Origin of the sequence: Halosegnis longus (assembly GCF_009663395.1) — an archaeon.
Lineage (GTDB): Archaea > Halobacteriota > Halobacteria > Halobacteriales > Haloarculaceae > Halosegnis > Halosegnis longus.
Window position 1 is genome coordinate 775726 of the sequence record NZ_QKNW01000001.1, and the last position, 23700, is coordinate 799425.

At 69.6% G+C, this 23700-nt stretch carries 23 protein-coding genes; 9 read left to right on the plus strand and 14 right to left on the minus strand.

Annotation, left to right across the window (positions count from 1 at the left end; translation table 11 throughout):
- Window positions 1-4 precede the first annotated feature (4 nt).
- Window positions 5-1267: a Glu-tRNA(Gln) amidotransferase subunit GatD gene (gene gatD, locus DM818_RS04340; protein ID WP_123123763.1), complete on the plus strand. Its 1263-nt coding sequence runs from the start codon at window positions 5-7 to the stop codon at window positions 1265-1267.
- Entirely contained in the window at window positions 1255-2151 is an 897-nt protein-coding gene (locus tag DM818_RS04345) for a GNAT family N-acetyltransferase (RefSeq protein WP_233571924.1), read from the plus strand. The genes gatD and DM818_RS04345 overlap by 13 nt, the downstream gene beginning before the upstream one ends.
- Here DM818_RS04345 and DM818_RS04350 read toward each other — a convergent pair.
- Window positions 2148-2426, minus strand: coding sequence for a ubiquitin-like small modifier protein 1 (locus tag DM818_RS04350; RefSeq protein ID WP_153952355.1), 279 nt, complete (start codon window positions 2424-2426; stop codon window positions 2148-2150). The two genes, DM818_RS04345 and DM818_RS04350, sit on opposite strands and share 4 nt — an antisense overlap.
- A gap of 24 nt (window positions 2427-2450) precedes the next feature.
- Window positions 2451-3584, minus strand: coding sequence for an acyl-CoA dehydrogenase family protein (locus DM818_RS04355; RefSeq protein WP_153952356.1), 1134 nt, complete (start codon window positions 3582-3584; stop codon window positions 2451-2453).
- Window positions 3585-3719: 135 nt separating this feature from the next.
- On the opposite strand from DM818_RS04355, the gene DM818_RS04360 reads away from it, so the two are divergent.
- Window positions 3720-4601: an NAD(P)H-binding protein gene (locus DM818_RS04360; protein ID WP_123123760.1), complete on the plus strand. Its 882-nt coding sequence runs from the start codon at window positions 3720-3722 to the stop codon at window positions 4599-4601.
- Here the strand turns inward: DM818_RS04360 and DM818_RS04365 are convergent.
- On the minus strand, window positions 4594-5010 hold the full coding sequence (locus tag DM818_RS04365) for a hypothetical protein (RefSeq protein ID WP_075937935.1): 417 nt from the start codon (window positions 5008-5010) through the stop codon (window positions 4594-4596). The genes DM818_RS04360 and DM818_RS04365 overlap by 8 nt on opposite strands.
- A 99-nt stretch (window positions 5011-5109) precedes the next feature.
- Between DM818_RS04365 and DM818_RS04370 the strand changes: the two genes are divergently transcribed.
- From DM818_RS04370 to DM818_RS04385, 4 genes are all read left to right on the plus strand, one after another.
- Window positions 5110-6120: a type II secretion system F family protein gene (locus DM818_RS04370; RefSeq protein WP_153952357.1), complete on the plus strand. Its 1011-nt coding sequence runs from the start codon at window positions 5110-5112 to the stop codon at window positions 6118-6120.
- Window positions 6121-6188: 68 nt separating this feature from the next.
- Entirely contained in the window at window positions 6189-7688 is a 1500-nt protein-coding gene (locus DM818_RS04375; protein ID WP_123123758.1) for an MATE family efflux transporter, read from the plus strand.
- 40 nt (window positions 7689-7728) lie between these two features.
- Window positions 7729-9132, plus strand: a complete 1404-nt coding sequence (locus DM818_RS04380; protein WP_153952358.1) for an FAD-dependent oxidoreductase — start codon at window positions 7729-7731, stop codon at window positions 9130-9132.
- A 39-nt stretch (window positions 9133-9171) separates the two neighbouring features.
- A complete protein-coding gene (locus tag DM818_RS04385) occupies window positions 9172-9423 on the plus strand; it encodes a hypothetical protein (RefSeq protein ID WP_075937933.1) in 252 nt (83 codons plus the stop codon).
- Between the two features lie 169 nt (window positions 9424-9592).
- Here DM818_RS04385 and DM818_RS04390 read toward each other — a convergent pair whose 3' ends face one another.
- Complete coding sequence (locus tag DM818_RS04390; protein ID WP_153952359.1) at window positions 9593-11050, minus strand: cobyric acid synthase; 1458 nt, start codon at window positions 11048-11050, stop codon at window positions 9593-9595.
- Window positions 11051-11146: 96 nt separating this feature from the next.
- Between DM818_RS04390 and DM818_RS04395 the strand changes: the two genes are divergently transcribed.
- Window positions 11147-12007 carry a universal stress protein gene (locus DM818_RS04395; protein ID WP_153952360.1) on the plus strand — a complete coding sequence of 287 codons (861 nt, stop codon included), beginning with the start codon at window positions 11147-11149 and terminating at the stop codon, window positions 12005-12007.
- 1 nt (window position 12008) lies between these two features.
- On the opposite strand, the gene DM818_RS04400 is transcribed toward DM818_RS04395, so the two are convergent.
- Window positions 12009-13409, minus strand: a complete 1401-nt coding sequence (locus DM818_RS04400; RefSeq protein ID WP_172977284.1) for an HTTM domain-containing protein — start codon at window positions 13407-13409, stop codon at window positions 12009-12011.
- Between the two features lie 132 nt (window positions 13410-13541).
- Between DM818_RS04400 and DM818_RS04405 the strand changes: the two genes are divergently transcribed.
- A complete protein-coding gene (locus DM818_RS04405) occupies window positions 13542-14600 on the plus strand; it encodes a PAS domain-containing sensor histidine kinase (protein WP_153952362.1) in 1059 nt (352 codons plus the stop codon).
- Here DM818_RS04405 and DM818_RS04410 read toward each other — a convergent pair.
- From DM818_RS04410 to DM818_RS04450, 9 genes are all read right to left on the minus strand, one after another.
- Window positions 14597-15643 carry a zinc-dependent alcohol dehydrogenase family protein gene (locus DM818_RS04410; RefSeq protein WP_075937929.1) on the minus strand — a complete coding sequence of 349 codons (1047 nt, stop codon included), beginning with the start codon at window positions 15641-15643 and terminating at the stop codon, window positions 14597-14599. The genes DM818_RS04405 and DM818_RS04410 overlap by 4 nt on opposite strands.
- 37 nt (window positions 15644-15680) lie before the next feature.
- Entirely contained in the window at window positions 15681-15875 is a 195-nt protein-coding gene (locus DM818_RS04415) for a hypothetical protein (RefSeq protein WP_075937928.1), read from the minus strand.
- A gap of 52 nt (window positions 15876-15927) precedes the next feature.
- A complete protein-coding gene (locus DM818_RS04420; protein ID WP_075937927.1) occupies window positions 15928-16335 on the minus strand; it encodes a Rieske (2Fe-2S) protein in 408 nt (135 codons plus the stop codon).
- A 37-nt stretch (window positions 16336-16372) separates the two neighbouring features.
- Window positions 16373-18235, minus strand: coding sequence for an ATP-binding protein (locus DM818_RS04425; RefSeq protein WP_153952363.1), 1863 nt, complete (start codon window positions 18233-18235; stop codon window positions 16373-16375).
- An 84-nt stretch (window positions 18236-18319) separates the two neighbouring features.
- The gene (locus DM818_RS04430) at window positions 18320-19324 is read right to left on the minus strand and encodes a TIGR04024 family LLM class F420-dependent oxidoreductase (RefSeq protein WP_153952364.1); all 1005 of its coding nucleotides are present in this window, start codon (window positions 19322-19324) and stop codon (window positions 18320-18322) included.
- 72 nt (window positions 19325-19396) lie between these two features.
- Window positions 19397-21649, minus strand: a complete 2253-nt coding sequence (locus tag DM818_RS04435) for an NADP-dependent malic enzyme (protein ID WP_153952365.1) — start codon at window positions 21647-21649, stop codon at window positions 19397-19399.
- A gap of 63 nt (window positions 21650-21712) precedes the next feature.
- A complete protein-coding gene (locus DM818_RS04440) occupies window positions 21713-22360 on the minus strand; it encodes a helix-turn-helix domain-containing protein (RefSeq protein WP_075937923.1) in 648 nt (215 codons plus the stop codon).
- Window positions 22361-22398: 38 nt separating this feature from the next.
- Window positions 22399-22914 carry a hypothetical protein gene (locus DM818_RS04445; protein ID WP_075937922.1) on the minus strand — a complete coding sequence of 172 codons (516 nt, stop codon included), beginning with the start codon at window positions 22912-22914 and terminating at the stop codon, window positions 22399-22401.
- The gene (locus DM818_RS04450; RefSeq protein WP_075937921.1) at window positions 22911-23675 is read right to left on the minus strand and encodes a nucleotide-binding protein; all 765 of its coding nucleotides are present in this window, start codon (window positions 23673-23675) and stop codon (window positions 22911-22913) included. The genes DM818_RS04445 and DM818_RS04450 overlap by 4 nt, the downstream gene beginning before the upstream one ends.
- Between the last annotated feature and the right edge of the window lie 25 nt (window positions 23676-23700).

The window sequence follows — 23700 nt, forward strand, 5'->3', positions numbered from 1 at the left end:
GCGTATGAACGTAGGCGACCGCGTGCGGGTCGAACGCGACGCGGTGACACACGAAGGTGTACTGTTACCGTCCACCACGGACGAGGAACTCGTCGTCAAACTCGACGGCGGCTACAACGTCGGGCTCGACCGCGAGCAGGCGAGCGTCGAGGTGCTGGAGGAGAACGTCCACACCGTCGGCGAATCCGAAACGGGCGACTCGACCGTCGCCTTCGACGAGGACCTCCCGACGGTCGCGCTCGTCTCGACGGGCGGCACCATCGCCTCCACCGTCGACTACCGAACGGGGGCCGTCACCGCGCAGTTCGACGCCGAGGACGTGCTCCGTGCCGTGCCGGACCTCGCGGGTCGGGCGAACTACCGCGGGCGCGTCGTCGCCAACATCCTCTCGGAGAACATGGACGCGAGCATCTGGCAGGAGCTCGCCGACGCGGTCCACGAGGAAATCGCGAACGGTGCCGACGGCGTCGTCGTGATGCACGGCACCGACACGATGCAGTACACCGCCAGCGCGCTCGCCCTGATGCTCGATACCCCGGTGCCGGTCGTCTTCACCGGGAGCCAGCGCTCCGCCGACCGCCCCTCCTCTGACAACGTGATGAACGCCGTCTGTGCGGTCGAGGCGGCCAAGGCCGACTGCGCCGAGGTGCTCGTCTGTATGCACGCCAGCGAATCGGACGACGAGTGTGCGCTCCACCGCGGCACCCGCGTCCGGAAGGGCCACACCTCCCGGCGTGACGCCTTCGAGACCGTCGGCGCACCCGCGCTCGGCACCGTGGACTACGACACCGCGACCGGCGAGACCCCCGAGGACGCGGTCGAGTTCCGCGGCGACTACGTCGCCCGCGGCGAGCGTGACCTCGCGCTCGCGCCGGCGCTGAACGAGGACGTGGAACTGCTGAAGTTCCACCCGGGGATGGACCCCGCGCGACTCGAATCGCTCTCGGGCGCGGACGGCATCGTCATCGAGGGCACGGGACTGGGCCACGTCCACACCGACCTGATTCCGACGCTCGCGGAGTTCGTCGACGACGGCACGGTCGTCGCGATGAGTTCCGCCTGCATCGAGGGGCGGGTCTGTGACCGCGTCTACGATACGGGGCGTGACCTGCTCGACGCCGGCGTCGTCGAGGCCGAGGACACCCTCCCCGAGACGGCGTACGTGAAGCTGATGTGGGCGCTCGAGAACCACGACGACCCCGCCGCGGCGATGGGAACCGACCTCGCCGGCGAGGCGACCGACCGCTCGACACCATGGCAGGCATGACCGTCCGGCCGGCGACTCACGACGACCACGACGCCGTCGTCGCGTTCACCGAGAACACGTGGCCCGACCGCGAGGGTAGCGACTACATCCCCCGCGTCTACCACGACTGGCTCGACAACGAGGCCGCGGAGACGTTCGTCGTCGACCCGGAGGACGGCGACGACCTCGCGGGCATCTGTCAGGCCGTCATGCTCTCGCCCCACGAGGGGTGGGCACAGGGGATGCGCGTCAACCCCGACTACCGCGGCGACGGCATCGGCTCCACGCTGACGGAGGCGTGTTTCGACTGGTGTCGCGAGCAGGGCGCGACCGTCTGTCGCAACATGGTGTTCTCGTGGAACCAGGGTGGACTCGGCATCTCGCGGGCGGCCGGCTTCGAGCCGGCGGCGGAGTTCCGCTGGATGCAGCCCGAACCGAGCTACGAGGTCGAACCGACCCTCGACGTGTACAACGACCCCGACGCCGCGTGGTCGTGTTTCAAGCGCAGCGACGCGAACAAAGAGCTTCGCGGGCTGGCCCTCGACATCGACGAGACGTACGCGATGGCGGAGCTGACCCGCGAGCGACTCCACCGTGCTGCCGCCGAGACCCGCGTCTTCGCCGTCGGCGACGGCAACGGCACCCGCGCGATGGCCTACCGGACTCGCGTAGGCGAGGGTAGCGACGGTTCCTACGCCGAGTACGGTATCGGCGCGTGGGACGACGTGCCGGCGCTCCGGTCGCTGGTCGCAGCCATCGCCCGCGACGCCGCAGACCACGGTGTCGACTCGACCCGCGTCGCCATCCCCGAGACCGTCCGACACGTCAGCGACGCCTCGCTCGCGCGGGCCGGCATCTCCGACGACCCCGACTTCGTCCTCGAAGCCGACCTGACCGGTCGTTAACCCCCCGAAACGGGTGGGAACAGCGCCAGCGTCTCGTCCTCGCCGACCGGCTCATCGAATCCCCGACCGTCGAGAAACGGATTCGTCTCCCCGCACAGCAGCGTCATATGCTCGCGGAGGTCCCCTTCGTCGTCCAACACCACATCGCTGAGTTCGGGGTGGCGCTCGAATAACGCGTCCAGCGCGTCGCGAACGGTCGCCTCGTCCCCGAGGTCGAGCGTGAGTTCGCGCTCGCCGGCCGCATCCGCGACCGTCGCGAACAGCTTCCAGTGCACACCCGAGCAAGCGCCGCGACCGGCTTAGCGGTGTTCCTCGACGACGGCCGCGCCGAGCGCGTCCCGGTGGCCGGCGTTCGGCCCGCCGGCGATCGTTAACAGCTTGGCGTCCCGGAGATACCGCTCGACGGAGCGCTCGCGGGTGTAGCCGATGCCGCCGTGGAGCTGGAGCGCGTCGTTGGCGTTGTCGACGGCCGCCTCGGTCGCCTCCAGTTTCGCCGTCGCCATCGCCTGCCCGTAGTCGAGTCCGCGGTCGGCGCGGTCTGCCGCCCGGAGGGTCACGGCCCTGGCCGTCTCGACCCGCCGGGTGAGCGACGCCAGCTCCCAGCGGACGCCCTGTCGGTCGGCGAGCGGTGTCCCGCCCTGCTCGCGGTCGGTCGTGTGTGCCGCCGCGGCGTCGCGGGCGGCGCGGGCGATACCGACACCGCGTGCGGGGACGTTCACGCCGTTGGCGACGGTGCTCCGGTGGCGATACCCCTCCCCGACCGCGCCGAGTCGTCGGTCGTCCGAGACGACGGCGTCGTCGAGCGTGACCCGACAGGCCGGGACCGGGCGCGCGCCGAGGGTGTCCCACTCGCGGTCGAGGGTGAACGCCTCGGTGTCGACGAGGAAGGCGGTGATACCGCCCGGGAACGGCTCGTCGCCGGTGCGCGCGTACGTACACACGAGGTCGGCCTCGTGGAAGTTCGACACCCACCGCTTGTGGCCGGTGAGCCGCCACCCCTCCCCGTCGCGCTCTGCCGTCGTCTCGATGCCCGACTTGTCGCTGCCGGCGTTATCCTCGCTCAATCCGAGCGCGGCGACCGTCTCGAAGGTCGCCATCGAGTCGAGCCAGCGGTCGCGCTGGGCCGGCGTCCCGTGTTCTGCGATGAGTTGTGCGACGCCGAGATGGAGATTCAGCGCCGAGGCGACCGGCATCGACGCCGCCGCCAGCTCCTCGGTCACGAGCGCGAGCGCGACGTAGCCGCGGCCGAGGCCGCCGACGGACTCGGGGAGGGTCAGCCCCGTCCACCGGCGGTCCCCGAGGGCCGCCATGATGTCCGCGGGATACCGGGCCTCGCGGTCGAGTTCGTCCGCGACGGGGACGATTTGCTCGGCCGCGAACTCGCGGGCCTCGGTTCGGAGTGCCGTCTGTGCGTCGGTGGGGTGGAATGGCATGCCCCACTCTGGTCTCCGCCCCGGCTTGAACTTCCGGGTCCAGTCGGCGACACGAGAGCATGTGGTCGCGCGCACCGGCGACTAGTGTGTCATTCTCACCCAAACCGATATGTGACGACGGTACCTCTCTCCCCCATGCGCGCACTCGTCGTCGGGGCAACCGGATTCGTGGGGTCGCGACTCGTCGAAGCGCTGGCCGACGCGGGCCACGAGGTGGTGGCCTGCTCGCGGTCGGCGGCGAGCCGTGAGTTCCCCGAGGGCGTCGAGCCACGCGAGGCAGACTTCGCCGAGCCGTCGACGCTCGACGGCCTGTGTGAGGGCATCGACGTGGCCTACTACCTGCTCCACTCGCTGTCGGCGTCGGATTTCGTGGAGCGAGACCGCCGGTACGCCAAGCGGTTCAGACGACAGGCCGACGCCGGCGACGTTGACCGCGTCGTCTATCTCAGCGGCATCACCAGCGGCGAGAAGCAGTCGGCGCACCTCGACTCCAGACGCGAGGTGGAGGGGCTGCTCGCGGCCGGCAGTTACGATTTGACGGTGCTCCGGGCGGCCATCATCATCGGTTCGGGGAGTTCGAGCTTCCGCATCATCGACGATTTGACCGACCGACTCCCGGTGATGATCGTCCCCGAGTGGGTCCAGACGCCGTGTCAGCCCATCTACATCGACGACGCGATACAGTATCTGGTGGGCGTCCTCGACGTGCCGGCGACGCGAGAAGAGACCTACGAAATCGGCGGGCCGACGGTCCACACCTACGAGTCGATGCTGCGGCTGCTCGCCGCACTGAAGGAAAAACACATCATCCTCATCCCGGTGCCGGTGATGAGTCCGGAGCTGTCGGCCCACTGGCTCCGGATGGTGACGGACGTGGATTACAACATGGCGCGCCCGCTCATCGAGAGCATGCGCTACCCGGTGACGGTGAGCGACGAGGCGGATATCCAGTCGGTCATTCCAATCGACCGCACGTCGATTGGGGAGGCGATGGCGACGGCAAGCGGCATCAGGTAGCGTCGTGCACGTCGATCGTGACGCCGCCAGCGCCCCGGAGCACGGTCGCCGCGTCCTCGTCGAGAGTAAACTGGCCGTCGATATCCGCCGGCTTCGAGCCGTGGACGACACGGCCGAAGGAGTCGCCGCCCACGTCGTAGAGTCGCTCGGCGAGGACGGTGAGCCGCTCGCCCGCGCCGTAGCGTTCGAGCAGCTTCGAGATGGCCGTCCCGCCGGCGTAGACGCGGTCGCCCTCGACGAGCAGGAAAGCGAACGGTCGCTCGCCGAACTGCCGGTCTAAGAAGGCCGTGCCCGTCTCGCTTTCGAGCGGGACCAGCGCTAATCCGTCGGCGCGGCGCTCGACGGCGCGCGCGAGCCGTCGAAACAGCGGCCGACTCCCGTCGTACAACAGCACGGACTGCTCGCTCATACCGGAGGAAGGTGTCCCGGCGGCTTGAGTGTCCGGGCGATTGTGGTTTGTTTCTCGCTCGTCTGGAAGATTTAAACGCAGGGAGCCGTGGGAGCGGGTATGGGTTCGGTTCGCGCGCTCGCGCAGCAGGCGTATCCGCGGCGGGTCGCACACGCGCTGTTCGCCCGTCACGCGAGCGACTGGAGACGCGCGCGACGCAGTCGCGGGGAGAGCATCGAGAGATACGTCGTCCGCCTGTACGCCGGTGCGTGGCTCGCCGCGCTCGCCGTCGGAACGGTCGCGGGAGCGATTCGTGGGGGCGTGCTCTCGGGGCTGCTCGTCGGTGTCGCGACCGTAGCCGGCGTACGGCTGCTCCTCGTCCGGGCCGGCTTCGCGCGACTTCGGCTCGCGCGGTGGCGGCGAGCCAGACGGTTGGAGCGTGCACTGCCCCGCGCGTCGGCGACGCTCCGACGCTGTGTCGCGGGCACGACCGACCGGTCCCGACTGCTCGAGGCGGTCGCGAGCGCCGAGGAGGGACCGACGGCAGAGGCGTTCGCGTCGCTCCGGCATCGCGCCGAACTGGAGGGCACAGAGTCGGCGCTCGAAGCGACCGCGCGCACGACCGGGTCGCCCGCGTTCGCCGACTGCTGTCGGGCGCTGTGTGGTCCCGAGCAGACGCTTCCGGCGCGACTCGACGCGCTCGACGTGACGCGAGAGCGAGGACGCGTCGGGCGATTCGTCGAGGCGATGGCGAGGACACTTCGGACGCGAACCCGACCCCGGACGCGACGGAGACAGACCGGCGAGTGTGAGCAATTTCTCGATGCGGTCACAGCCAACCTTCGGGCGGGGGCGACCCTCTCGGACGCTGTCGGGCGGGCGGCGACGGGGGAACACGACGCGCTCGCGCGCGAGTTCGACCGACTGGCCGGCGGTGTCGCGGTCGACGGACCACGGGCGACCCGGCGCGCCTTCGAACAGTTCGCGGCGCGCGTCGACGCGCCGACGGCGAGTCGCGACCTCCGACGAGTCGCTGCCGCGCTGGCGTGTGACTGCCCGCCGGCGGTCGCGGTCGGCGGTGTGTCGGACGCTACCACGACTACATCTGTCGGGGAACGACAACGTTCATAACCGACTGACCAGTTAGTCAGTGTATCAGCAGTTCCGCGCCACGGCGAGCGGTTTCGCTCGCCACACGGGTGTTTCTCTCGGTCCTCGCGTCGCTGCGGGCCGTCGCCAGCGGCGTCGCTTCACGGCTTCCGAATCCGGTTCGCGGTGTCGTCCTCGTGGTCGGTCTCGCGCTCGCGCGGCTCGGACTCGCCGACGAGCGCCGCGTCCGCCAGACGACCGACCTCGCGTGGCCCCGCGTCGTCACCGGCATCGCCCGGATGTCGAAGAACGCGGTCGACGTGGCGATGGTCGGGACCGTGCTCGGCTCGACCGGCGTCGCGGGCGTCGGCTTCGCCGGCCCCTACTGGGGGTTGGCGTTCGCATTCGGCGGCGGAGCCGCCGCCGGCGCAATCGCGCTCGTCTCACAGCGGTTCGGCTCCGACGCCGACAACGACGGACTCGCACAGGCCGTCCGGTCGTCCGCGGCCGTCGCCCTGCTCGTCACGCTCCCGGTGATGGCCGTGCTCGCGACGCAGGCCGAACCGCTCATCCGACTCGTCAGCGACAACGCCGCCGCCGTCCAGTACGGCAGCGAGTATCTGCGCGTCGTCGCCTTCGGCGTCCCCTTCGCCGCCCTGAATCTGGTCGGGTCGCGCGTCTTCATCGGCGTGGACGACGCCCGAACGCCGATGCTCGTGCGCGGCGGCGCGGCCATCGCCAACATCGGGCTGAACGCGCTGTTCATCTTCGGGTTCGGCCTCGGCGCGGCGGGCGCGGGACTGGGAACCGTGCTCTCGAACGCAGCCGGCACCCTCGTGTTCGCGATTATCCTCCTTCACGGCCGGGTGCCGGGCGTCGGCTCCTTCCCCGTTCCCGTCGACGCGCGCGGCCCGTATCTCATCCGCGAGACGGTGCGCGACGTGATCGACATCGGGACGCCCGTCTTCGGCCGCTCGCTCGTCTGGACGGTCGCCGAGTTCCCGATGTTCATCATCCTCGACAGCTACTTCGGCGTCGAGGTGGCCGCGGCGTTCGTCATCGCGCGCCGCATCTGGGGCATCATGAACACGCCGGGGTGGGGGTTCGGGCTGGCGTCCTCCTCGCTCGTCGGGCGGTCGCTGGGCGCGAACGACGAGACGGAAGCCGAGGCGTACGGGCGTGAAATCATCCGCCACGCCGTCGGCGTCTATCTCGTCTCGGCGGTCATCGTCGCGGTCTTCGCCCGCCAGATTGTCGGCTTCTTCGCCGACTCGCCGACCGACCCCGCCATCCCCATCGCTGTCTCGCTGGTGTACGCGGCCTGTGTCGCCGTCATCATGCAGGGAGTCTCGGGCGGCGCGGCCGGTCCCCTCGACGCCAGCGGCGACACCCGGTGGCCCTTCGCCGCGCAGTTCCTCGGCATGTTCTGTTGTTCGATTCCGCTGGCGTACGTCGGCGGCGTCACCTCGCTCGGGATGTGGGGGCTGTATCTGGCCTTCGTCGCCGAGACGACGATTCCGGCGCTCCTGAACTACTACCGGTTCCGGTCGGGTATCTGGAAGCGCGTCAGCGAGCAGTACCGGCCCGACGCCGCGCCCGCAGACGACTGACCGCGCACACGCTTTTGCCCGCGCCCTGCGAGCAGTCCGTATGGACCCGTTCGTCGTCGTCGGTGGAGACGCCGCCGGCCTGAGTGCCGCGAGCAAGTGCAAGCGCGAAGACCCCGACCGCGAGGTCGTCGTCTTCGAGAAAGGCGCGTGGGTGTCGTACGCCCACTGCGGGACGCCCTACTACGTCAAAGGCGAGGTCGAGGAGCTGACCGACCTCATCTCGCTCACGCCCGAGGAAATCGAGGAACGCGACATCGCCCTCCACCGCGACCACGAGGTGACGGCAATCGACCCCGAGGCGAAGACCGTCACCGTCGTCGGTCCCGACGGCGAGCGCGAACAGGCGTACGGCGACCTGCTGCTCGGGACGGGTGCCCACGCGACCCAGCCGTTCGAGACCGGCGAGGACGTGTTCACCCTCCACGGGCTGCCGGACGCAGCGGCCATCCGCGCCCGCGTGGACCCGGACTTTTCCCCCGACAACGCTGCCCTCGGGCCGATGGACCCCGACACCATCCGGCCGTACGCCGAGCGTCCCGCGCCCGAGACGGTCGCTATCGTCGGCGGGGGCTACGTCGGCGTCGAGATGGCCGAGGCGTTCTCTGCGTACGGTATCGAGGTTCATCTGTTCCAGCGGGGCGACCTCCTCCCGCCGTTCGGCCCGGCCGTCGCCGAGAGCGTCGAATCGGCCCTCGACTCCGAAGGGGTCGTCGTCCACACCGGCACCGAGGTCGATGGGTTCGACACCGATGTGGACGGCGTGACGGCGATTCGGTACGGCGACGGCGAACAACTGGATATCGACATGGCCGTCGTCGGAGTCGGCATCGCACCGAACACCGATATCGCCGAGGCTGCCGGTATCGCAGTCGGCGAGACGGGCGCGGTCGCCGTGGACCGCTACGGTCGCACCGACACCGACGGGGTGTACGCCGCCGGCGACGTGGCTGAGTCGCGCCACACCGTCACCGGGGAGCCGACGTGGGTCCCCCTCGGGCTGACGGCGAACCGGGCGGGCAGAGCTATCGGGGAGACCATCGCCGGCGAGCCGACGCCGGTGGGTGACGTGGCGGGGACGGCCGTCGTGAAGGCGTTCGACCTCGGCGCTGGCCGGGCTGGCTTCGTCACCGAGTCCGAGGCGCGCGACGCCGGCTTCGAGCCGGTGTCCGAGACGATTACGGCGGGGTCGCGCTCGGGCTACTACCCCGGCGCGGCCGAGACGACGGTTACCCTCACCGCCGACCGCGGGACCGGGCGCGTCCTCGGGGGGAGCGTCGTCGGGACCGACCGCGCGGCAAAGCGCATCGACACCCTCGCGACCGCGCTCGACGCCGGCCACACCGTCGCCGAGCTCGAACGGCTGGATTTGGCGTACGCACCGCCCTTCTCGCCCGTCTGGGATCCGATTCTCGTCGCGGCGAAGGTGCTCGCTGACGAGGTGTAGCCCCTACACCTTTGGGTCGCGACGCCGTATCTACGGGCGATGATTCCATCATTCGACCCCGCGAAGAGTGCGGCATCCGCAGGCGCGAGCGTCGGAGCCAGCCTCGGAGCGCGGGCCGGCCCGGTCGGAGCCGGCGTCGGTGCGGGCTTCGGTGCGGCGAGTGGCTACATCGCCGGCGCGCTCGCGGTCCCGATTCCCGGCCGGAAGGTTCTGCCCGACGGCGGCGAAGTCGACGAAGACGAGTCGGGCGACGAGGCAGACGGCGTCGCGATTCCCGTCACCGAGGCGTAGACCGACTCGTCGGCCCAGAAGGACTATCATTCTCCACGGGGAGCATCGCGTATGACGCCCCTCCAGTTCGGGATTCCCGGCGGCCAGGAGTTGATCATCGTGAATCTCCTCGTCGTCGTCGCGCTCGTGTACATCGCCTACCGCGTGTTGATCGACTAGCCACCGGTGATTACGGTTCCAACGGCCCGGTGTCGACGTGTTCGCCGACGAGCCGCGCGGCCGCGTCGTACGGATTCGTCCCACCGGCATCGTCGGGCGGTCGCTCGACGCCCGCGGCGGCGAACACGCGGTCGAGAAACGCCGCTCTGACCGGTTCGTTCTCGAACAGCCCGTGGAGATAGGTGCCGAGCACGTCGCCCACACGGGCGCTGTCGGGACCGAGCGGCGCGGCCACGTCGGCCAGCCGTCGGGTGTCGCCGGCGTGAATCTCGTAGCCGGTCGCTTCGCCCGTCGCGCCGGCGAGTGGTCCCGCACCCTCGACCGTCACGGTCGTCTGGGTCACCCGTTTTTCGGGCGAGAATGTCGTCTCGACCGGAAGCAGGCCGAACCCCTCAATCGTCGTCGCCGCCCCGGTTCCCTCCACGTCCGCGCCGAGCAGTCGCTCGCCGAGCATCTGGTAGCCGCCACAGATGCCGAGAATCGGACCGTCGAACTCCGCCAGTCGGTCCCCGAAGCCGGCGGCGTGTAGCTCTTGGAGGTCGTCGACGGTGTTCTTGCTCCCCGGGAGGACGAGCGTGTCGCAGTCGAGCGGGGCGTCGGGGGCGAGATACCGGACCGACACGCCGGGCGCGCCGGCCAACGGCTCCACGTCGGTCGCGTTCGAGATGTGCGGCAGGCGGACGACCCCGACCGTGACGCCGGCGTCGGGGTCCGAGTCGTTCGCCGCATCCGGGATGCCGACGCTGTCTTCCTCGGGGAGACCGGGGTCGTCGTACGGAACTACGCCGAGCACCGGTATCCCGGTCCGGACTTCGAGGTCCTCGATACCGGGGGCGAGGAGGTCGCGCGAGCCGCGGAACTTCGTGATGACGACGCCGGCTACCCGAGAGGTGAGGTCGTCTGGCATGAGTTCGAGCGTCCCGACGACGTGGGCGAAGACGCCGCCGCGTTCGATGTCGGCGACCAGCAGGATGTCGGCGTCGCCGAACCGGGCGGTTTCGACGTTGGCGAGGTCGCGGTGGTGCAGATTTGGCTCGGCAATCGAGCCGGCTCCCTCCGCGACGACGAGGTCGTGGTCGCGCGCGAGGCGGTCGTGGGCGGCGACGGCGGCCTCGCGCGCCGCCTCCCAGTAGTCGTCGTAGTACGCCCCCGAGGCGACGTTCGCGACGGGACGACCGTTCACGACGAGTTGGCTCTCGCCGTCGCCCCGCGGCTTCAGGAGGACGGGATTGTGGTCGGTCGTCGGCGGAGTCTGGGCCGCGCGGGCCTGCACGTACTGGGAGACGCCGATTTCGCCGTACGGCTCCGTGCCGACGGCCGCGGTGACGGCGCGGGCGTTGTTCGACATGTTCTGGGCCTTGAACGGGGCCACGTCGTAGCGGTCGGCGAACAGCCGGCAGAGACCGGCGGCGACGGTGGACTTCCCGACGTGGCTCGCAGTGCCGGCCACGAGCAAGGTTCGGGTCACGCCGCCGAGATGCGCGTGTCGGGCGCGGGCGTGGTCTGGTGCATACCCCCTGTTCGGCCGGGTGGATTTAATCCCTCCCGCGTTGCCCCTCTGTGTATGTACGAGAAGCTACTCGTCCCGGTCGACGAGTCGAGCGTGGAGATGGCGCTGTTGCCACACGCCTGTGAGGTCGCGCTCCGATTCGACGCCGAGGTGCGACTGCTCCACGTCGCAGACACGGCCCGCGACAGCGTCACCGTCACCGACGACGGCCTGGTGGACGCCCTCGAAGCCGCCGGGCGCGACGTGGTCGACGCCGCCGGCGAGGTGCTCGACATCTTCGGCGTCGAGTACACGACCGACGTGGTCCAGGGGAGTCCCGCCGACACCATCGCCCAGTACGCGACCGAGTTCAACTACGACTGCATCGCGATGGCGACCCACGGCCGGACGGGTGTCGCCCGCGGACTGCTCGGCAGCGTGACCGAGAAGGTGGTCCGGCTGGCGGACGTACCGGTGCTCACGCTCCGGGGCGGTGACCACGACCCGCTCACCTTCCCCTACGAGCGGATTCTCGTCGCGACGGACGGGAGCGCGACCGCCGACCGCGCAGCGAGCCACGCGTTTCGCCTCGCAGAAACACTGAATGCATCGGTCCACGTCGTCACGGTCATCGACACGGCGGAACTCGGCCCGGACGTGCGGTCCGTGCTCGACACCAGCGGCGCGCGAGCCGCCGCGCGCGAAACCGTCGATGCCGTCGCCGAGGACGCGCCAGACGGCGTCGAGGTAACCACCGCAGTCGTCGACGGCAAGCCGTCGACCGCACTCGGCGACTACGTCGAAGAGAACGGGATGGACGCGGTCGTGCTCGGAACGACCGGCCGCCGCGGCGTCGACCGCATCCTGCTTGGCTCCGTCGCCGAACAGACCGTCCGCACCGCCTCGGTCCCGGTCATCACCGTCGGCGGGGAGTAGCTCAACAGTCGAACGCCCCGAGCGACTGCCGCTCGGGAGCCGACGGCTCGGGATACATCTCCTGGGTGACGTGAATCAATTCGACACTCGTGAGTTGTGAGTCGTGGTGCCCGTCCCACCGGTCACAGAGGTAGTCGGCGAAGCCGGGCCGGAGCGTCGGCGCGTCGGGGAGGCTGGTGAGATACAGATACCAACTGACGTTCGGATAGGTTTTCCCGCTGTCGTCGACGACAAACTGTGGTTCGCCGCCGCGGAACGCGTCGACGCGCTGGCCGTCGGTCGTCGTTCCGACCGGAACCGACCAGTTGTCCTCGGTCTTCGGGTAGGGCGCGAACATGTCCCACCGCCGCTCCTCGGGGTCGACGGGAGCCGCGGGCACCGTCAGAAACCCGACGCTCGCGAGCGACCACACGAGCACGAACGCGAGCGCGACGGCTGCAAGCGCCTGGGTCGCTGAGTGCGGAACGGTCGGCCAGTCGCCGGGCGTCGGGAGCGCGGCCGCGCGGTCGCGGAGGCGTGCGCGCACCCGTTCTGTCCGTCGCTTGACGCGGTCCCAGACCGACGGCGGGAGGAAGACGAGCAGGCTCGCCACGGAGACGAGCGGGAACACCCCGAGCCGGAGGGTCGCGAACATGAACAGGTGGCCGCCGGCGAGCGCGGCGACGAGGGCGGTCCGGACGCGACCGCGCGCGAGCACGAGCAGGGGTGAACAGACGAGTAACGCGAGCCACGCGTGGCTCCCGACCGAGAGCAGCGGCGTCCCCGCGACGAGGTTCCCGAGACCGACGGTGAGCGAGTCCACTCGATAGATGTACTGGACGGCGCTCCCCTCGACCCAGAGGTCGCCCCGAAGCTTGAGCACGGCGTTGACGGCGTAGACGACGACCACCTGCACGAGGACGCCGAGGGTCGCGACGGAGACGGCGCGGCCGCGGTCGTCGGCGACGCGCCGGGCGTCGAGCGCCCACCGGCGACCGAGCGGGAGGAACGCACACCACAACAGCAGCCGGCGCAGGAGCCAGTTGCCGGCGTTGGCGACGAGCAGATTCCGCGCGTGGAGCGAGAGCAGGAGGACGAACAGGACGAACGCGGCCAGCCGGCTCCGGTAGCCGACGACGAGCGCGACCGCCGCGAGCGCCGTCAGCCCGAACAGGAAGAGCGCCCACGCGAGCGACCCCGAGAGGGTGTACAGCGACAGGCGGCTGATGGTCGGATACGCCGCAGCCAGCAGTGACCGGGGGAGGACGCCGGCGTCGGTGTAGAACGCGGCGATGTCGGGGAGCCGGAGCGCGAGGTCACAGAGGACGAGCAGACCGAGCGCGATGCGGACGGCGGCGAGCCCGCGGGTGTCGATACCGACCCGAGCGGGAAGCGTCTCGCGCAGCGATGCGAGCAGGGACACGACACACGGTGGGGAGACGGCGAGCGCCGTAGCTCTTTGTATCTGTCACACCGGCGACGAAGTTGACGAACGTGCTGTTTTTCGACTGTCGCTACCGAAGGACTAACGCCGAGCGGGAGAAATACGGAGACAATGGACGGTTCACCGCGTGACGAGGCGGCCGTCGGCACCGACGACCGGTACCACCATCTCATCTCACACATCCAGGACGCGGTCGTCGAGTTCAAGTTCGTCGACGGAACGCCAATCGTCCGGGAGGTGAACGCCGCGTTCACCGAGCAGTTCGGCTACGAGGCGGCCGATATCGTCGGCGAACCGCTCAACGACTGGATCGTCCCCGAGTGGCTGGCGACCGAAGCCGAGACGCTCGACGAACAGACTCGGGCGGGCGAGGTGAACTACCAGCGGGTGCGCCGGGAGACGGCGACGGGGCTGCGGGAGTTTCTCTATCGCGGGATACCCTACGCCGACGAGACGGGGCGGCTGGACGGGTTCGCCGTCTACACGGACCTGACGGACGTGACGCGGAGCGAGCGCCGGATTCAGGTGATGAACCGCATCCTCAGACACAACCTCCGCAACCGAGCCAACGTCATCGCGGGCAACACCGCGCGGCTGCTTGCGGACGGCGAGCCGACCGCGGAACGGAGCGAAGCGGCCGCGACGGTCGAGCGAGCGGCCCGCGAACTGGAGACGCTGGCCGAAGAGAGCGCGGACATCCAGCGGATGCTCGACGAGCCGGAGGTAGAGGCGGCGGGTATCGACGCCGTCCCGCTCGTCCGGCAGGTGGCGAGCGAGACGCGCACGAACGCCCCGACCGCGACCGTCGAGACCGACCTCCCCGACGAGCTCGTCGTCTACGCGAACGACTACCTCCGGCGCGCGCTCGACAGCCTCGCGGACAACGCCGTCAGACACAACCCCGACCCGGAGCCGACGGTCAAACTGACCGCCCGCGTTGCTGGCGCCGACGGCTGGGCCGACATCACCGTCGAGGACGACGGACCGATGATTCCGGAAATCGAGCGCGCCGTCGTCGGCGAGGACGCCGATATCACCCCCGTCCGCCACGGCCGCGGGCTGGGGCTGTGGCTCGTCCGGTGGGCGGCGGAGACGTTCGGCGGGACGCTCAGCTTCGAGGAGAGCGACCTCGGTGGCAACCGCGTCCGCCTGCGGCTCCCCCGGCGTTAGAACGTCAACACCTCGATGCCGTCGGTGTCGTACGTCGACATCGCGGCGAGTCGCTCCGACACCGAGTCGAGCGACACCTCCCTCCCGACGAGCGACCCGGGGTCGAGGTGGCCGCTCTCGACCATCGAGAGCAGTTCGCCGAACCTGGTCGGGGGCATTCCGCGCGCGCCGAGCCAATCAATCTCCCACCGGGTCATCCAGTCGGTCGGCAGCGACACCGCGCCCTTCTCCGCCTCGGTCGTCAGCCCGACCTGTGCGTGGGTGCCGCGCTCGCGGAGACACCGGACGGAGTTTCGCGCCGTCTCCGCGCGCCCGAGCGCGTCGACGCTCACGTCGGCCCCGCCGTCGGTGATATCCCGAATCGCGTCGACCGGGTCGGCCTCGACGGTCGCGACCGCGCCCGCACGCTCGGCGCGGGCGAGCGCATCGGCGTCGACGTCGACGGCAATCGCTCGCGCGCCGAGCGCGTCGGCAATCTGGACGGCCGACAGCCCGACGCCGCCACAGCCGTGGACCGCGACCCAGTCGCCACCGGAGATGTCGGCCCGGTGTGCGAGGGTGTGGAAGGCCGTCATGTACCGACAGCCGACGGCGGCCACGTCCCGAAAGGAGACGCCGTCGGGAATCGGCTGGAGGTTGTACGAGGCGTTCGGGACGGCCACCCGCTCGGCGAACGCGCCGGGGACCGGCCGCTCGAAGCCGAGCGCCGACCCGTCGGGACAGGTGTTTCCGTGACCGGCGTAGCAGTGGGGACACGCGCCACAGCCGAGGCTGAACGGAACGACGACGCGGTCACCGACCGAGAAGCCGGTCACGTCGGGACCGGTCTCGATAACCCGACCGGCCGGCTCGTGGCCGAGCACGTAATCGAGAGGGGCCTGGTCGTCGGCCCACTCGCCGTGGCCCTGCCAGGCGTGCCAGTCGGACCGACAGATACCGCAGGCCTCGACTGCGACGACGGCCCCGTCGGCGTCGGGCGTCGGGTCGGGCCGCGTCGTCACGTCGAGCGGTTCGCCGTACTCGCGGAGGACGCCAGCGCGCATACGCGAGGTGTGCGCGAGACCGACAAAAGCGCTCGCCTCAGACGGCGGTGTACCGGTCGCCGCGCTGTTCGACCAGTTCCGCCTCGACCAGCCGGCGACACGCCGGCAACAGCCGGAGCAGTTGTTCGTCGAGGGCGGCCGACAGCTCGTCGGCCGTCGCCGCGCCGCGCTCGCTCAGGTACAGATACACCAGCTTCGCCGTCCGCGAGGACAGCCCTCGGACCGAATCCATACCGGCGGCTGATGACGACAGCTACTAAATGTATCTACGGCGTTTGTCGAACTCAGAAGCCGAGATGCGAACTCGACCCGGGCATGTCGTCGTCGCTGATGCCGCCGACGTGTTCGAACGTGAGGTCGTCGTCGGTGAGATACACGTCATCCCGGTTGACCGTGATGGCGACCTCGGCGAGTGTCGAACCGGCGGCTTTCCCGTTGTCGCAGTAGCCGGTCGACCCGTCGAAGATGGAGCCGTGTTTCGGACAGATGACGCCGCCGTCGCGGGTGGCTGCACCGTTGCCGCGGTCGAGCCGCTGGTCGATTTCGTGTTGACAGAAGTTCTTCCACGCCGCGATCTCCTCTTCGCTGTCGCGGATGAGGATGACCTCCTCCTCGCGGCCGTCGGACTCGGTGACGGTAAAGAGGAACGACCCCTGTTCGGGCACCTCGTCGGTCGTCGTGATGCGTTCCATACCGGGAGTTCACGGCCGAGCGAGGTGTGCGTTTCGCTCAGTCGGCGAGGGCCATCCCCGACAGTTCGACGCAGAGGCCGCCGGCCTCGCTCTCGGACAGCGAGACACCCCAGCCGTGCGCCTCAGCGATGCGGGCGACGATACCGAGTCCGAGTCCCGACCCCTCGCTGCTGGTGGTGTAGCCCGACTGGAGCACGTCCTCGCGCTCGTCGGCCGGGATGCCGGGACCGTCGTCACAGATGGACAGCGTCGCGGTGTCGCCGGTGACGGTCGCGCGCACGTCGATGTGGGGGTCGTCGGCGTGGTCGACGGCGTTGCGGAGCACGTTCTCGAGACACCGCTGGAGCCGCGGCTTGTCGGCCAACACCGTCAGCGACTCGTCGGGGAGCGACAGCGTGGCGTCGCCGGCGAGCACGCCGTGCCACGCGGTCTCGACCAGCGGCGTCAGCTCGACGGGCGACGGCGACTCGACGGTGCGGCCGTCGCGCGCGAGCGTCAGGGCGTCCTGGATGAGCGTCGTCATCCGGTCGAGCGCGTCCTCGGCGGCCCCGAGATGCGAGAGGTCCTCCGTCTCGCGGGCGAGTTCGATGCGACCGCTGGCGACGTTGAGCGGCGTCCGGAGGTCGTGGCTCACGACCGACGCGAACTCGTCGAGTCGCTCGTTTTGCCGGCGAAGCTCCTCCTCGCGGGCCTTCCGCTCGGAGATGTCGCGGGCCACGCCAAGCAGCATCGGCTCACCGTCGTGGACGATACGGCGCGTGTTCAGCTGGTAGGGAGTACACTCCCCGTCGTTGTTCACCTCGATTTCCCCGCGGAAGGAGCCGCCCGAGTCGAGGATCTCCTGCAGTTGGGTCGTGAAGTCGGCCTCGATGGTCTCGTTGGGTATCCCGGTGGCGGACATCGCTTCGAGCTGGTCGCGGTCGTACGGGACCGCCTCGACGAGCGCGTCGTTGACCGTATCGAACCGGAACGACGCATCGAGGATGTACACCGGGTCGGGGATGGAGTTGAGCACCTCCCGGAAAAACCGCTCCTGTTCGGCGATTTCGTCCTCGCGTTCGATACGCGAGAGCGTCTCGGCGAGGTGGTCACACAGCAGAACGGCCGCCTCGTAGTCCTCGGTCGTGAAGACGCCGACGCCGTCACCGACCGCTTGGAAGATGCCGTGTTCGCCGATGGGGACGCTGAGGAGTGCGACCTCGTTGTCGCTCTCGACGTGCGGGTACGCGGCCACGTCGTCGATGAGCAGCGCCTCGCCCGACTGGTACGAGAGCCCGGCGATACCCTCGTCGCTGGGAAGCACGTCGGCCTCGCCGTGTTCGTCGCCGCGCTCCTCGACGACCCGGAGCATCCCGTCGCGCTCGATACCGAAGGAACACCGGTCGAACGCCAGAATCTGCGTCGCGGCGTCTGCCGCCATCTCGATGGCCTCCAGTTCGTCGGTACAGGCGTGGAGGTCGCTGGTGAAGGCGGCGAGCGGTTGCATCCGGGTCGACACGCGGTCGACGGTCTCGCGGTCGTACCGGGTCACGCGACGCTCGATGCGGTCGAGCAGTCGGTCGTAGGCGTCCTCGGCCGTCGCCGAGACGTAGTCGGTCACGTCGGCGCGGATGGCCGCCTCGGCGAACGTCGCGGGGTCGCGGGCGGTGAACAACAGGACGGGTAACAGCGAGTCGTACTCGCGGACCACCTCGACGGTGTCGAAGTCGGTCGCCGCCGGGTCGACGACGAGACAGTCAACGTCGGAAAGCCGGTCGAGAACGTCGGTGGCGTCGGGTGAAGCGTCGAGCGGGATAGCCGACAGCGCGGGGGCCCGCCGGGAGAGTTCCGCCGCCACGCGCGAAGCAGTGTCGGCGACCACGAGAACTGTCGGTCCCGCCGATTCCCCCTTCGCGTTCATCTGTGAGTGAATTGCAGTCTCTGGTATATATACTTACATACACTCGCGTGTATCGCCGGCAAGCGTCCGGTCGCCGCCGGCCCGTCACAACAGCGGCTCGACGGCCGCCATCGTCGCCTCCTTCGCGTCGTCGTCAAGCCCGCTCGCGAAGCCGACCCTGACGGCGTCGACGCCGTCGATATCGCGGAACGTCGAGAGCCGCTCGCGCACCTCCCGCGGGGTGCCGGCGGCCGCAAGCGAATCGAGCAGTTCGTCGGGGAGCGCCGCGGCCATCGCGTCCGTGTCGCGGTCCGACTCCCACGCCTCGCGAATCTCGGCGACGACGTCCGGATACCCCTGTTTCGCGACCGAGTCGCCGTAGAAGGGACCGTACGCGCCGATGAGGAACGCGACCGCCGACCGGGCACTCGCGCGCGCCTGCTCGCGGTCCTCGCTCGCGACCGTTCGCACCAGCGGCGTCACCCGCACGTCATCGACGGTGCGCCCGCCGAGGTCGGCCCCGCGTTCGAGGTCGCCCAGCCGGTCTCGAAGCCCGTCGGCCGTGAACAGCTGTGGCACCCAGCCGTCGGCGAAGCGCCCGACGAGTTCGGTCGCCTTCGGGCCGAGCGCGGCCACGTCGATTGCCGGCGGGTCTTCCGGCACGGGACGGCTGTACCGCAGCCCGCCGACGTCGTAACACTCCCCGTCGTACTCGACGCTACCGCCCTCGTACACCTCCCGGATGATGTCGATACACTCCCGCAGTCGCCGGAGCGGGCGGTCGAACTTCCCCCCGTGCCACCCCTCCGCGATGGCCGGCGAGGACGTGCCCAGCCCGAGTCGGAAGCGCCCGTCCGTCGCGTCGTGCATCGTCAACGCGGTCTGAGCGAGCACGGTCGGGGCGCGCCCGTACGGCGAGAGCACGTCCGTCGACACGCCGATGTCCTCGGTTCGCTCGCCGACGACGGTGAACGCCGACACCATGTCCCAGCCGGTGGTTTCACCGGCCGAAACGCGCTCGAATCCAAGCCGTTCGGCGTGTTGGGCACGGGCAGCAAGCGAGTCCAGCGAGTCGTGGTCACCGGTCGACAAGACGAGTTCGTAGCTCATACGCCGGTAGCCGGGTGGGGATATGATAAACGTCGGGGCGGACGGGGGGAACCGCTCGCTGTCGCTCGCGGATTACTCCTCGTCTTCCTGTGCGTCCACGACCGCAACGCTCGCCAGATTCACGATGTCTTTCACTTCGTCGCCGCGCTGGAGGACGTGAACCGGCTTGTCCATCCCGACGAGCATCGGGCCGACGGCGTCGGCTCCCCCGAGCCGCTGGAGCAGCTTGTACGCGATGTTGCCCGCCTCCAGGTTCGGGAACACGAGCACGTTCGCCGGCTCGTCGAGTTCGGCAAACGAGTAGTCGGTCGTGAGAATGTCCTCGATGACGGCGGTGTCGGCCTGCATCTCCCCGTCGACCGGGAAGTCGACGGTCGGGTCGCTGCGGAGGCGGTCGGCGGCCTCGCGCGGCTTGCGCGTCCCCTCGTTGTCGACGGTCCCGAAGTCGGAGTACGACAGCAGAGCGACGCGGGGGTCGACGTTGAACTGTCGCGCGAGGTCGGCGGTGTGGCGGGCGACCTCCGCCAACACGTCTTCGTCGGGGGCCTGGTTCACGGTCGCGTCGGCACAGAAGACGACGCGGTCGTCGAAGGTGAGCATGTAGACGCCGGCGGCGTAGTTGGCGTCGGGAGCCGTGCCGACGACCTGCAGCGGCGGGCGAAGCGCGGTCGGGTAGTGGTGGGTCAGGCCGGTCAACATCACGTCGGCGTCGCCCATCTCCACGAGCGTCGAGGCGAGCCAGTCGCCGTCGCGGATGAGCGAGTCGGCCTCGTTGCGGGTGACGCCGTCGCGCTTGCGTAGCTCGTGGAGTCGCTCGGCGTAGGGGTCGAGGTGGTCGCTGGTCGGGTCGACGATTTCGGGGTCGAAGGCGAGTCCGAGTTCCGCCGCCGTGCGGTGAATCTGGTCGGCGTCGCCGACGAGTATCGGCTCGGCGATACCCTCGTCCTGAAGCTGGTAGGCGGCGCGGATGATTTTCCGGTCTGCGCCCTCGGAGAAGACGACGCGTTTCGGATTCGACTGCGCCTTCGTCAGGACGGTGCGCATCATCTCGCGGCCCTTTCCGAGACGGGCTTCGAGTTCGTCGCGGTAGCCGTCGAGGTCGCGCTCGGCGCGGGCGACGCCGGAGTCGATAGCCGCCTGCGCGACGGCCGCCGACACCTCGAACAACACCCGCGTGTCGAGCGGCTTCGGAATCAGGTACTCCGGCCCGAACTGGAGCGGTTCGTCGCCGTACGCCTTCACGACGGCGTCGGGCACGTCCTCCTTCGCGAGGTCGGCGAGCGCCTCGGCGGCGGCCTGTTTCATCGGCTCGTTGATGTCCGTCGCACGCACGTCGAGCGCGCCGCGGAACAGGAACGGGAAGCCGAGCACGTTGTTCACCTGATTCGGGTAATCCGACCGCCCCGTCGCCATAATCAGGTCGTCGCGGGCGGCCATCGCCTCCTCGTAGCCGATTTCCGGATTCGGATTCGCCATCGCGAACACGACCGGGTCGGGGGCCATCGACTGCACCATCTCCTCGGAGACGATGCCGCCGACGGAGAGGCCGACGAACACGTCGGCCCCCTCGATGGCGTCTTCGAGTTCGCCGCCCGACTCGGCGGCGAACGGCTCGGTGTACTCGTGTGGGTCGCCGGCGGCCGCCCGCTCTTCGGTGATGATGCCGTCGATATCGACCATCGTGATGTTGTCGGGGTCGACCCCGAGGTCGGTGTAGAAGCGGGCGGTGGCGGTGGCGGCCGCGCCGGCGCCCGAAAAGACGACAGAGAGGTCTTCGAAGGATTTGCCCGTCAGCTCACAGGCGTTCATCAGCGCCGCCCCGGAGATGATGGCGGTGCCGTGTTGGTCGTCGTGGAAGACGGGGATATCCATCGACTCGCGCAGGCGCGCCTCGATTTCGAAACACTCCGGGGCGGAGATATCTTCGAGGTTGATGCCGCCAAAGGTCGGCTCCATGCGCTCAACCGCGGCACAGAACCCGTCGGGGTCGGCGTCGTCGAGTTCGATGTCGAACACGTCGATATCGGCGAATCGCTTGAACAGGACGCCCTTCCCTTCCATGACGGGCTTGGACGCCTGTGCGCCGATGTCGCCGAGTCCGAGCACGGCGGTCCCGTTCGAGACGACCCCGACCATGTTCCCTTTCGTCGTGTAGCGGTAGGCGTCGGCCGGGTCGTCCGCGATTTTCTCACACGGCGCGGCGACGCCCGGCGAGTAGGCCAGCGAGAGGTCCCGCTGCGTGTTCGTCGGCTTCGTCGTCGAAATCTCCACCTTGCCGGGGGGCTTCGCCTCGTGATACTCCAGTGCGTCCTCGTCGAGTCCCATATCTCGTCTCTATCGTCGGACTACTAAACGGCTCTCGCTCGCTGTATTGTTCGTGATAAACCGTTATTCGAGGTCGGTGTCGGTCAGCGCGTCGCCGACGAACTGCCGGATGATGCTCCCCTCGGCGCGGTGGAGCGTCTCCGAGGCGGTGGATTTGGCCACGTCGGCCGCCTCGGCGAGTTCCGTCAGCGTGCAGTCGCGCGGGGTGTCGTAGTACCCCTCCTCGACGGCCGTGAGCACGAGGTCGCGCTGGCGGGGCGTGAGCAGCGTCTCCACGTCCAACTCCTGTCTGAGCGACTCCACCTCGAACCGGAGCCCGTACTCGCGGAAGTAGTCGGTCAGCGTCGAGATGGCGTCGTCGGGCGCGGTCGCCTGCAGCGAGGCGCGGCCGTCGCGGCAGGTGAGCGGCGGCTCGAACGGTATCGACGCCCGGCGCAGACAAAAGACCACGAGCGGCGTCTCCGAGCGGAACCGGACGACGGTCGCGCCCTCACCCTGCTGGACGACCGAGAAGCCCCGGAACCCGTTCGCGTTGCGCATGAACTCGACCGGCCGGTCCGGCTCGGTCGCGTCGACGCGCACGAGCTGGTGACACTCGGTCTCGCCGGGTTCGAGCGCCAGCAGCTCGAACTCGGCGTCGGGAAACTGCGTCGAGACGGTGTGTGCCCACTCCCCTTCCGAGAGCTGGACGACGAAGTTCGCGCGTGACACCCGTACATGTTCGCTCGGTTCGGCCTAAAATCTGCGGGTCACCCGGAGTCGAGTTGGTCCGACAGCCCCCACTCGTCGGCCTGTGCGGTGGCCTCGGCCCGCGCCTCCGCCTTCAGCGCGGCAATCTGGTCGGAGTCGTCAAGAAACGCGGCCACGGAGTCCGCCTCCGAGTCGTCGGGCGCACGCTCGCGGAGCCGAGCCGCGAGCGCGGGCGCGTCGGCGCGCTCGGCGAGCGCGCCGGGGTCGACGTGACACGCGGGGCGGTCGTGGAGCGCGGCGAGCGCCTCCACACTCGTCCGGGTGCGCTCGACCCGAAACGGTCCCGTGTCGGGGAGGGCGGCGACTGCATCCGCGCCCGTCAGGTCGCCCTCACGGACGACCGCCGCGGTCGGCACACCGTCGTCGAGAGTGACGAGAACGGGGTCGGCGTCGGCGACCGGCATCCCCGGCTCGACGCGGAGATAGCCGGTGAGCCGGTCCGCGAAACAGGTCTCCAGCGGGGTCGCGAGCGACTCGACGACCCGGGAGGCGACCAGCGTCCCCTCGGGCGTCATGGCGAGTCGGGGATGACCGCCGACTGGAACCGGTCGGCGACCGCCTCGCTGTCGCCGGCGCGTACGTCGAGCGCGTCGGCAGCCTGCCGGAAGGCGTCGGCGGCAGCCGACTCGGGCGCGTGTGCGAGTAAGGGTTCGCCCGCACTTCGGGCGGCGCGGGCAGCGTCGGCGTCGGGCACCTCGGCGAGCGTCGGTCCCTCGAAGTAGCGGTCGGCCTGCTGTGCGACGCCGTCGTCGCCGTCGTGGACCTTGTTGAACAGGACGCCCGCAACGTCGGTCCCGTACGAGAGCGCGTACTCCTGGACCTTCAGCCCGTCAGAGAGCGCGGGGACCGTCGGCTGGAGCACGACGATAGCGCGGTCGGCCAACACCACCGGGAGGACGGCGGCCTTCGAGCCGAGCGTCGCCGGCGAATCGAGCAGGAGCACGTCGGTGTCGCTCGCGAGGTCGGCCACCACGTCGCGCAGTCGGTCGGGGTCGGCCCGCTCGAACGCCGCGAGGGAGGTGCCACACGGGACGACCGACATCCCGAACCGCTCGTAGGTGGCCGCCTCGACGGACGGGCCGCCCTCGACGAGCACGTCGTGGAGGGTGGCGTCGGCGTCGGAAAGCCCGGCGTGAAAGAGCAGATTCGCCATCCCGGTGTCGGCGTCCACGACGGTCACGTCGTAGGAGTCGGCGAGCGCCATCCCGAGCGCGAGCGTGCTCGTCGTCTTACCCGTCCCGCCCTTGCCGGAGGCGACGGCGAACGCTTCGACCATCTGGTTTCGTTCGTCGGTTCGCGAA

Coding starts and splice junctions, on each gene's coding strand:
- DM818_RS04445 (WP_075937922.1), bottom strand. CDS start 22,914: ATGACGCCCGAGGGGACGCTGGTCGCCTCCCGGGTCGTCGAGTCGCTC.
- DM818_RS04410 (WP_075937929.1), bottom strand. CDS start 15,643: ATGCGCGCTGGCGTCCTCCGCGAGTACGGCGAACCGCTCGACGTGACG.
- DM818_RS04420 (WP_075937927.1), bottom strand. CDS start 16,335: ATGGAACGCATCACGACGACCGACGAGGTGCCCGAACAGGGGTCGTTC.
- DM818_RS04430 (WP_153952364.1), bottom strand. CDS start 19,324: ATGAGCTACGAACTCGTCTTGTCGACCGGTGACCACGACTCGCTGGAC.
- gatD (WP_123123763.1), top strand. CDS start 5: ATGAACGTAGGCGACCGCGTGCGGGTCGAACGCGACGCGGTGACACAC.
- DM818_RS04380 (WP_153952358.1), top strand. CDS start 7,729: ATGGACCCGTTCGTCGTCGTCGGTGGAGACGCCGCCGGCCTGAGTGCC.
- DM818_RS04425 (WP_153952363.1), bottom strand. CDS start 18,235: ATGAACGCGAAGGGGGAATCGGCGGGACCGACAGTTCTCGTGGTCGCC.
- DM818_RS04385 (WP_075937933.1), top strand. CDS start 9,172: ATGATTCCATCATTCGACCCCGCGAAGAGTGCGGCATCCGCAGGCGCG.
- DM818_RS04360 (WP_123123760.1), top strand. CDS start 3,720: ATGCGCGCACTCGTCGTCGGGGCAACCGGATTCGTGGGGTCGCGACTC.
- DM818_RS04345 (WP_233571924.1), top strand. CDS start 1,255: ATGGCAGGCATGACCGTCCGGCCGGCGACTCACGACGACCACGACGCC.
- DM818_RS04415 (WP_075937928.1), bottom strand. CDS start 15,875: ATGGATTCGGTCCGAGGGCTGTCCTCGCGGACGGCGAAGCTGGTGTAT.
- DM818_RS04355 (WP_153952356.1), bottom strand. CDS start 3,584: ATGCCATTCCACCCCACCGACGCACAGACGGCACTCCGAACCGAGGCC.
- DM818_RS04365 (WP_075937935.1), bottom strand. CDS start 5,010: ATGAGCGAGCAGTCCGTGCTGTTGTACGACGGGAGTCGGCCGCTGTTT.
- DM818_RS04405 (WP_153952362.1), top strand. CDS start 13,542: ATGGACGGTTCACCGCGTGACGAGGCGGCCGTCGGCACCGACGACCGG.
- DM818_RS04395 (WP_153952360.1), top strand. CDS start 11,147: ATGTACGAGAAGCTACTCGTCCCGGTCGACGAGTCGAGCGTGGAGATG.
- DM818_RS04370 (WP_153952357.1), top strand. CDS start 5,110: ATGGGTTCGGTTCGCGCGCTCGCGCAGCAGGCGTATCCGCGGCGGGTC.
- DM818_RS04450 (WP_075937921.1), bottom strand. CDS start 23,675: ATGGTCGAAGCGTTCGCCGTCGCCTCCGGCAAGGGCGGGACGGGTAAG.
- DM818_RS04435 (WP_153952365.1), bottom strand. CDS start 21,649: ATGGGACTCGACGAGGACGCACTGGAGTATCACGAGGCGAAGCCCCCC.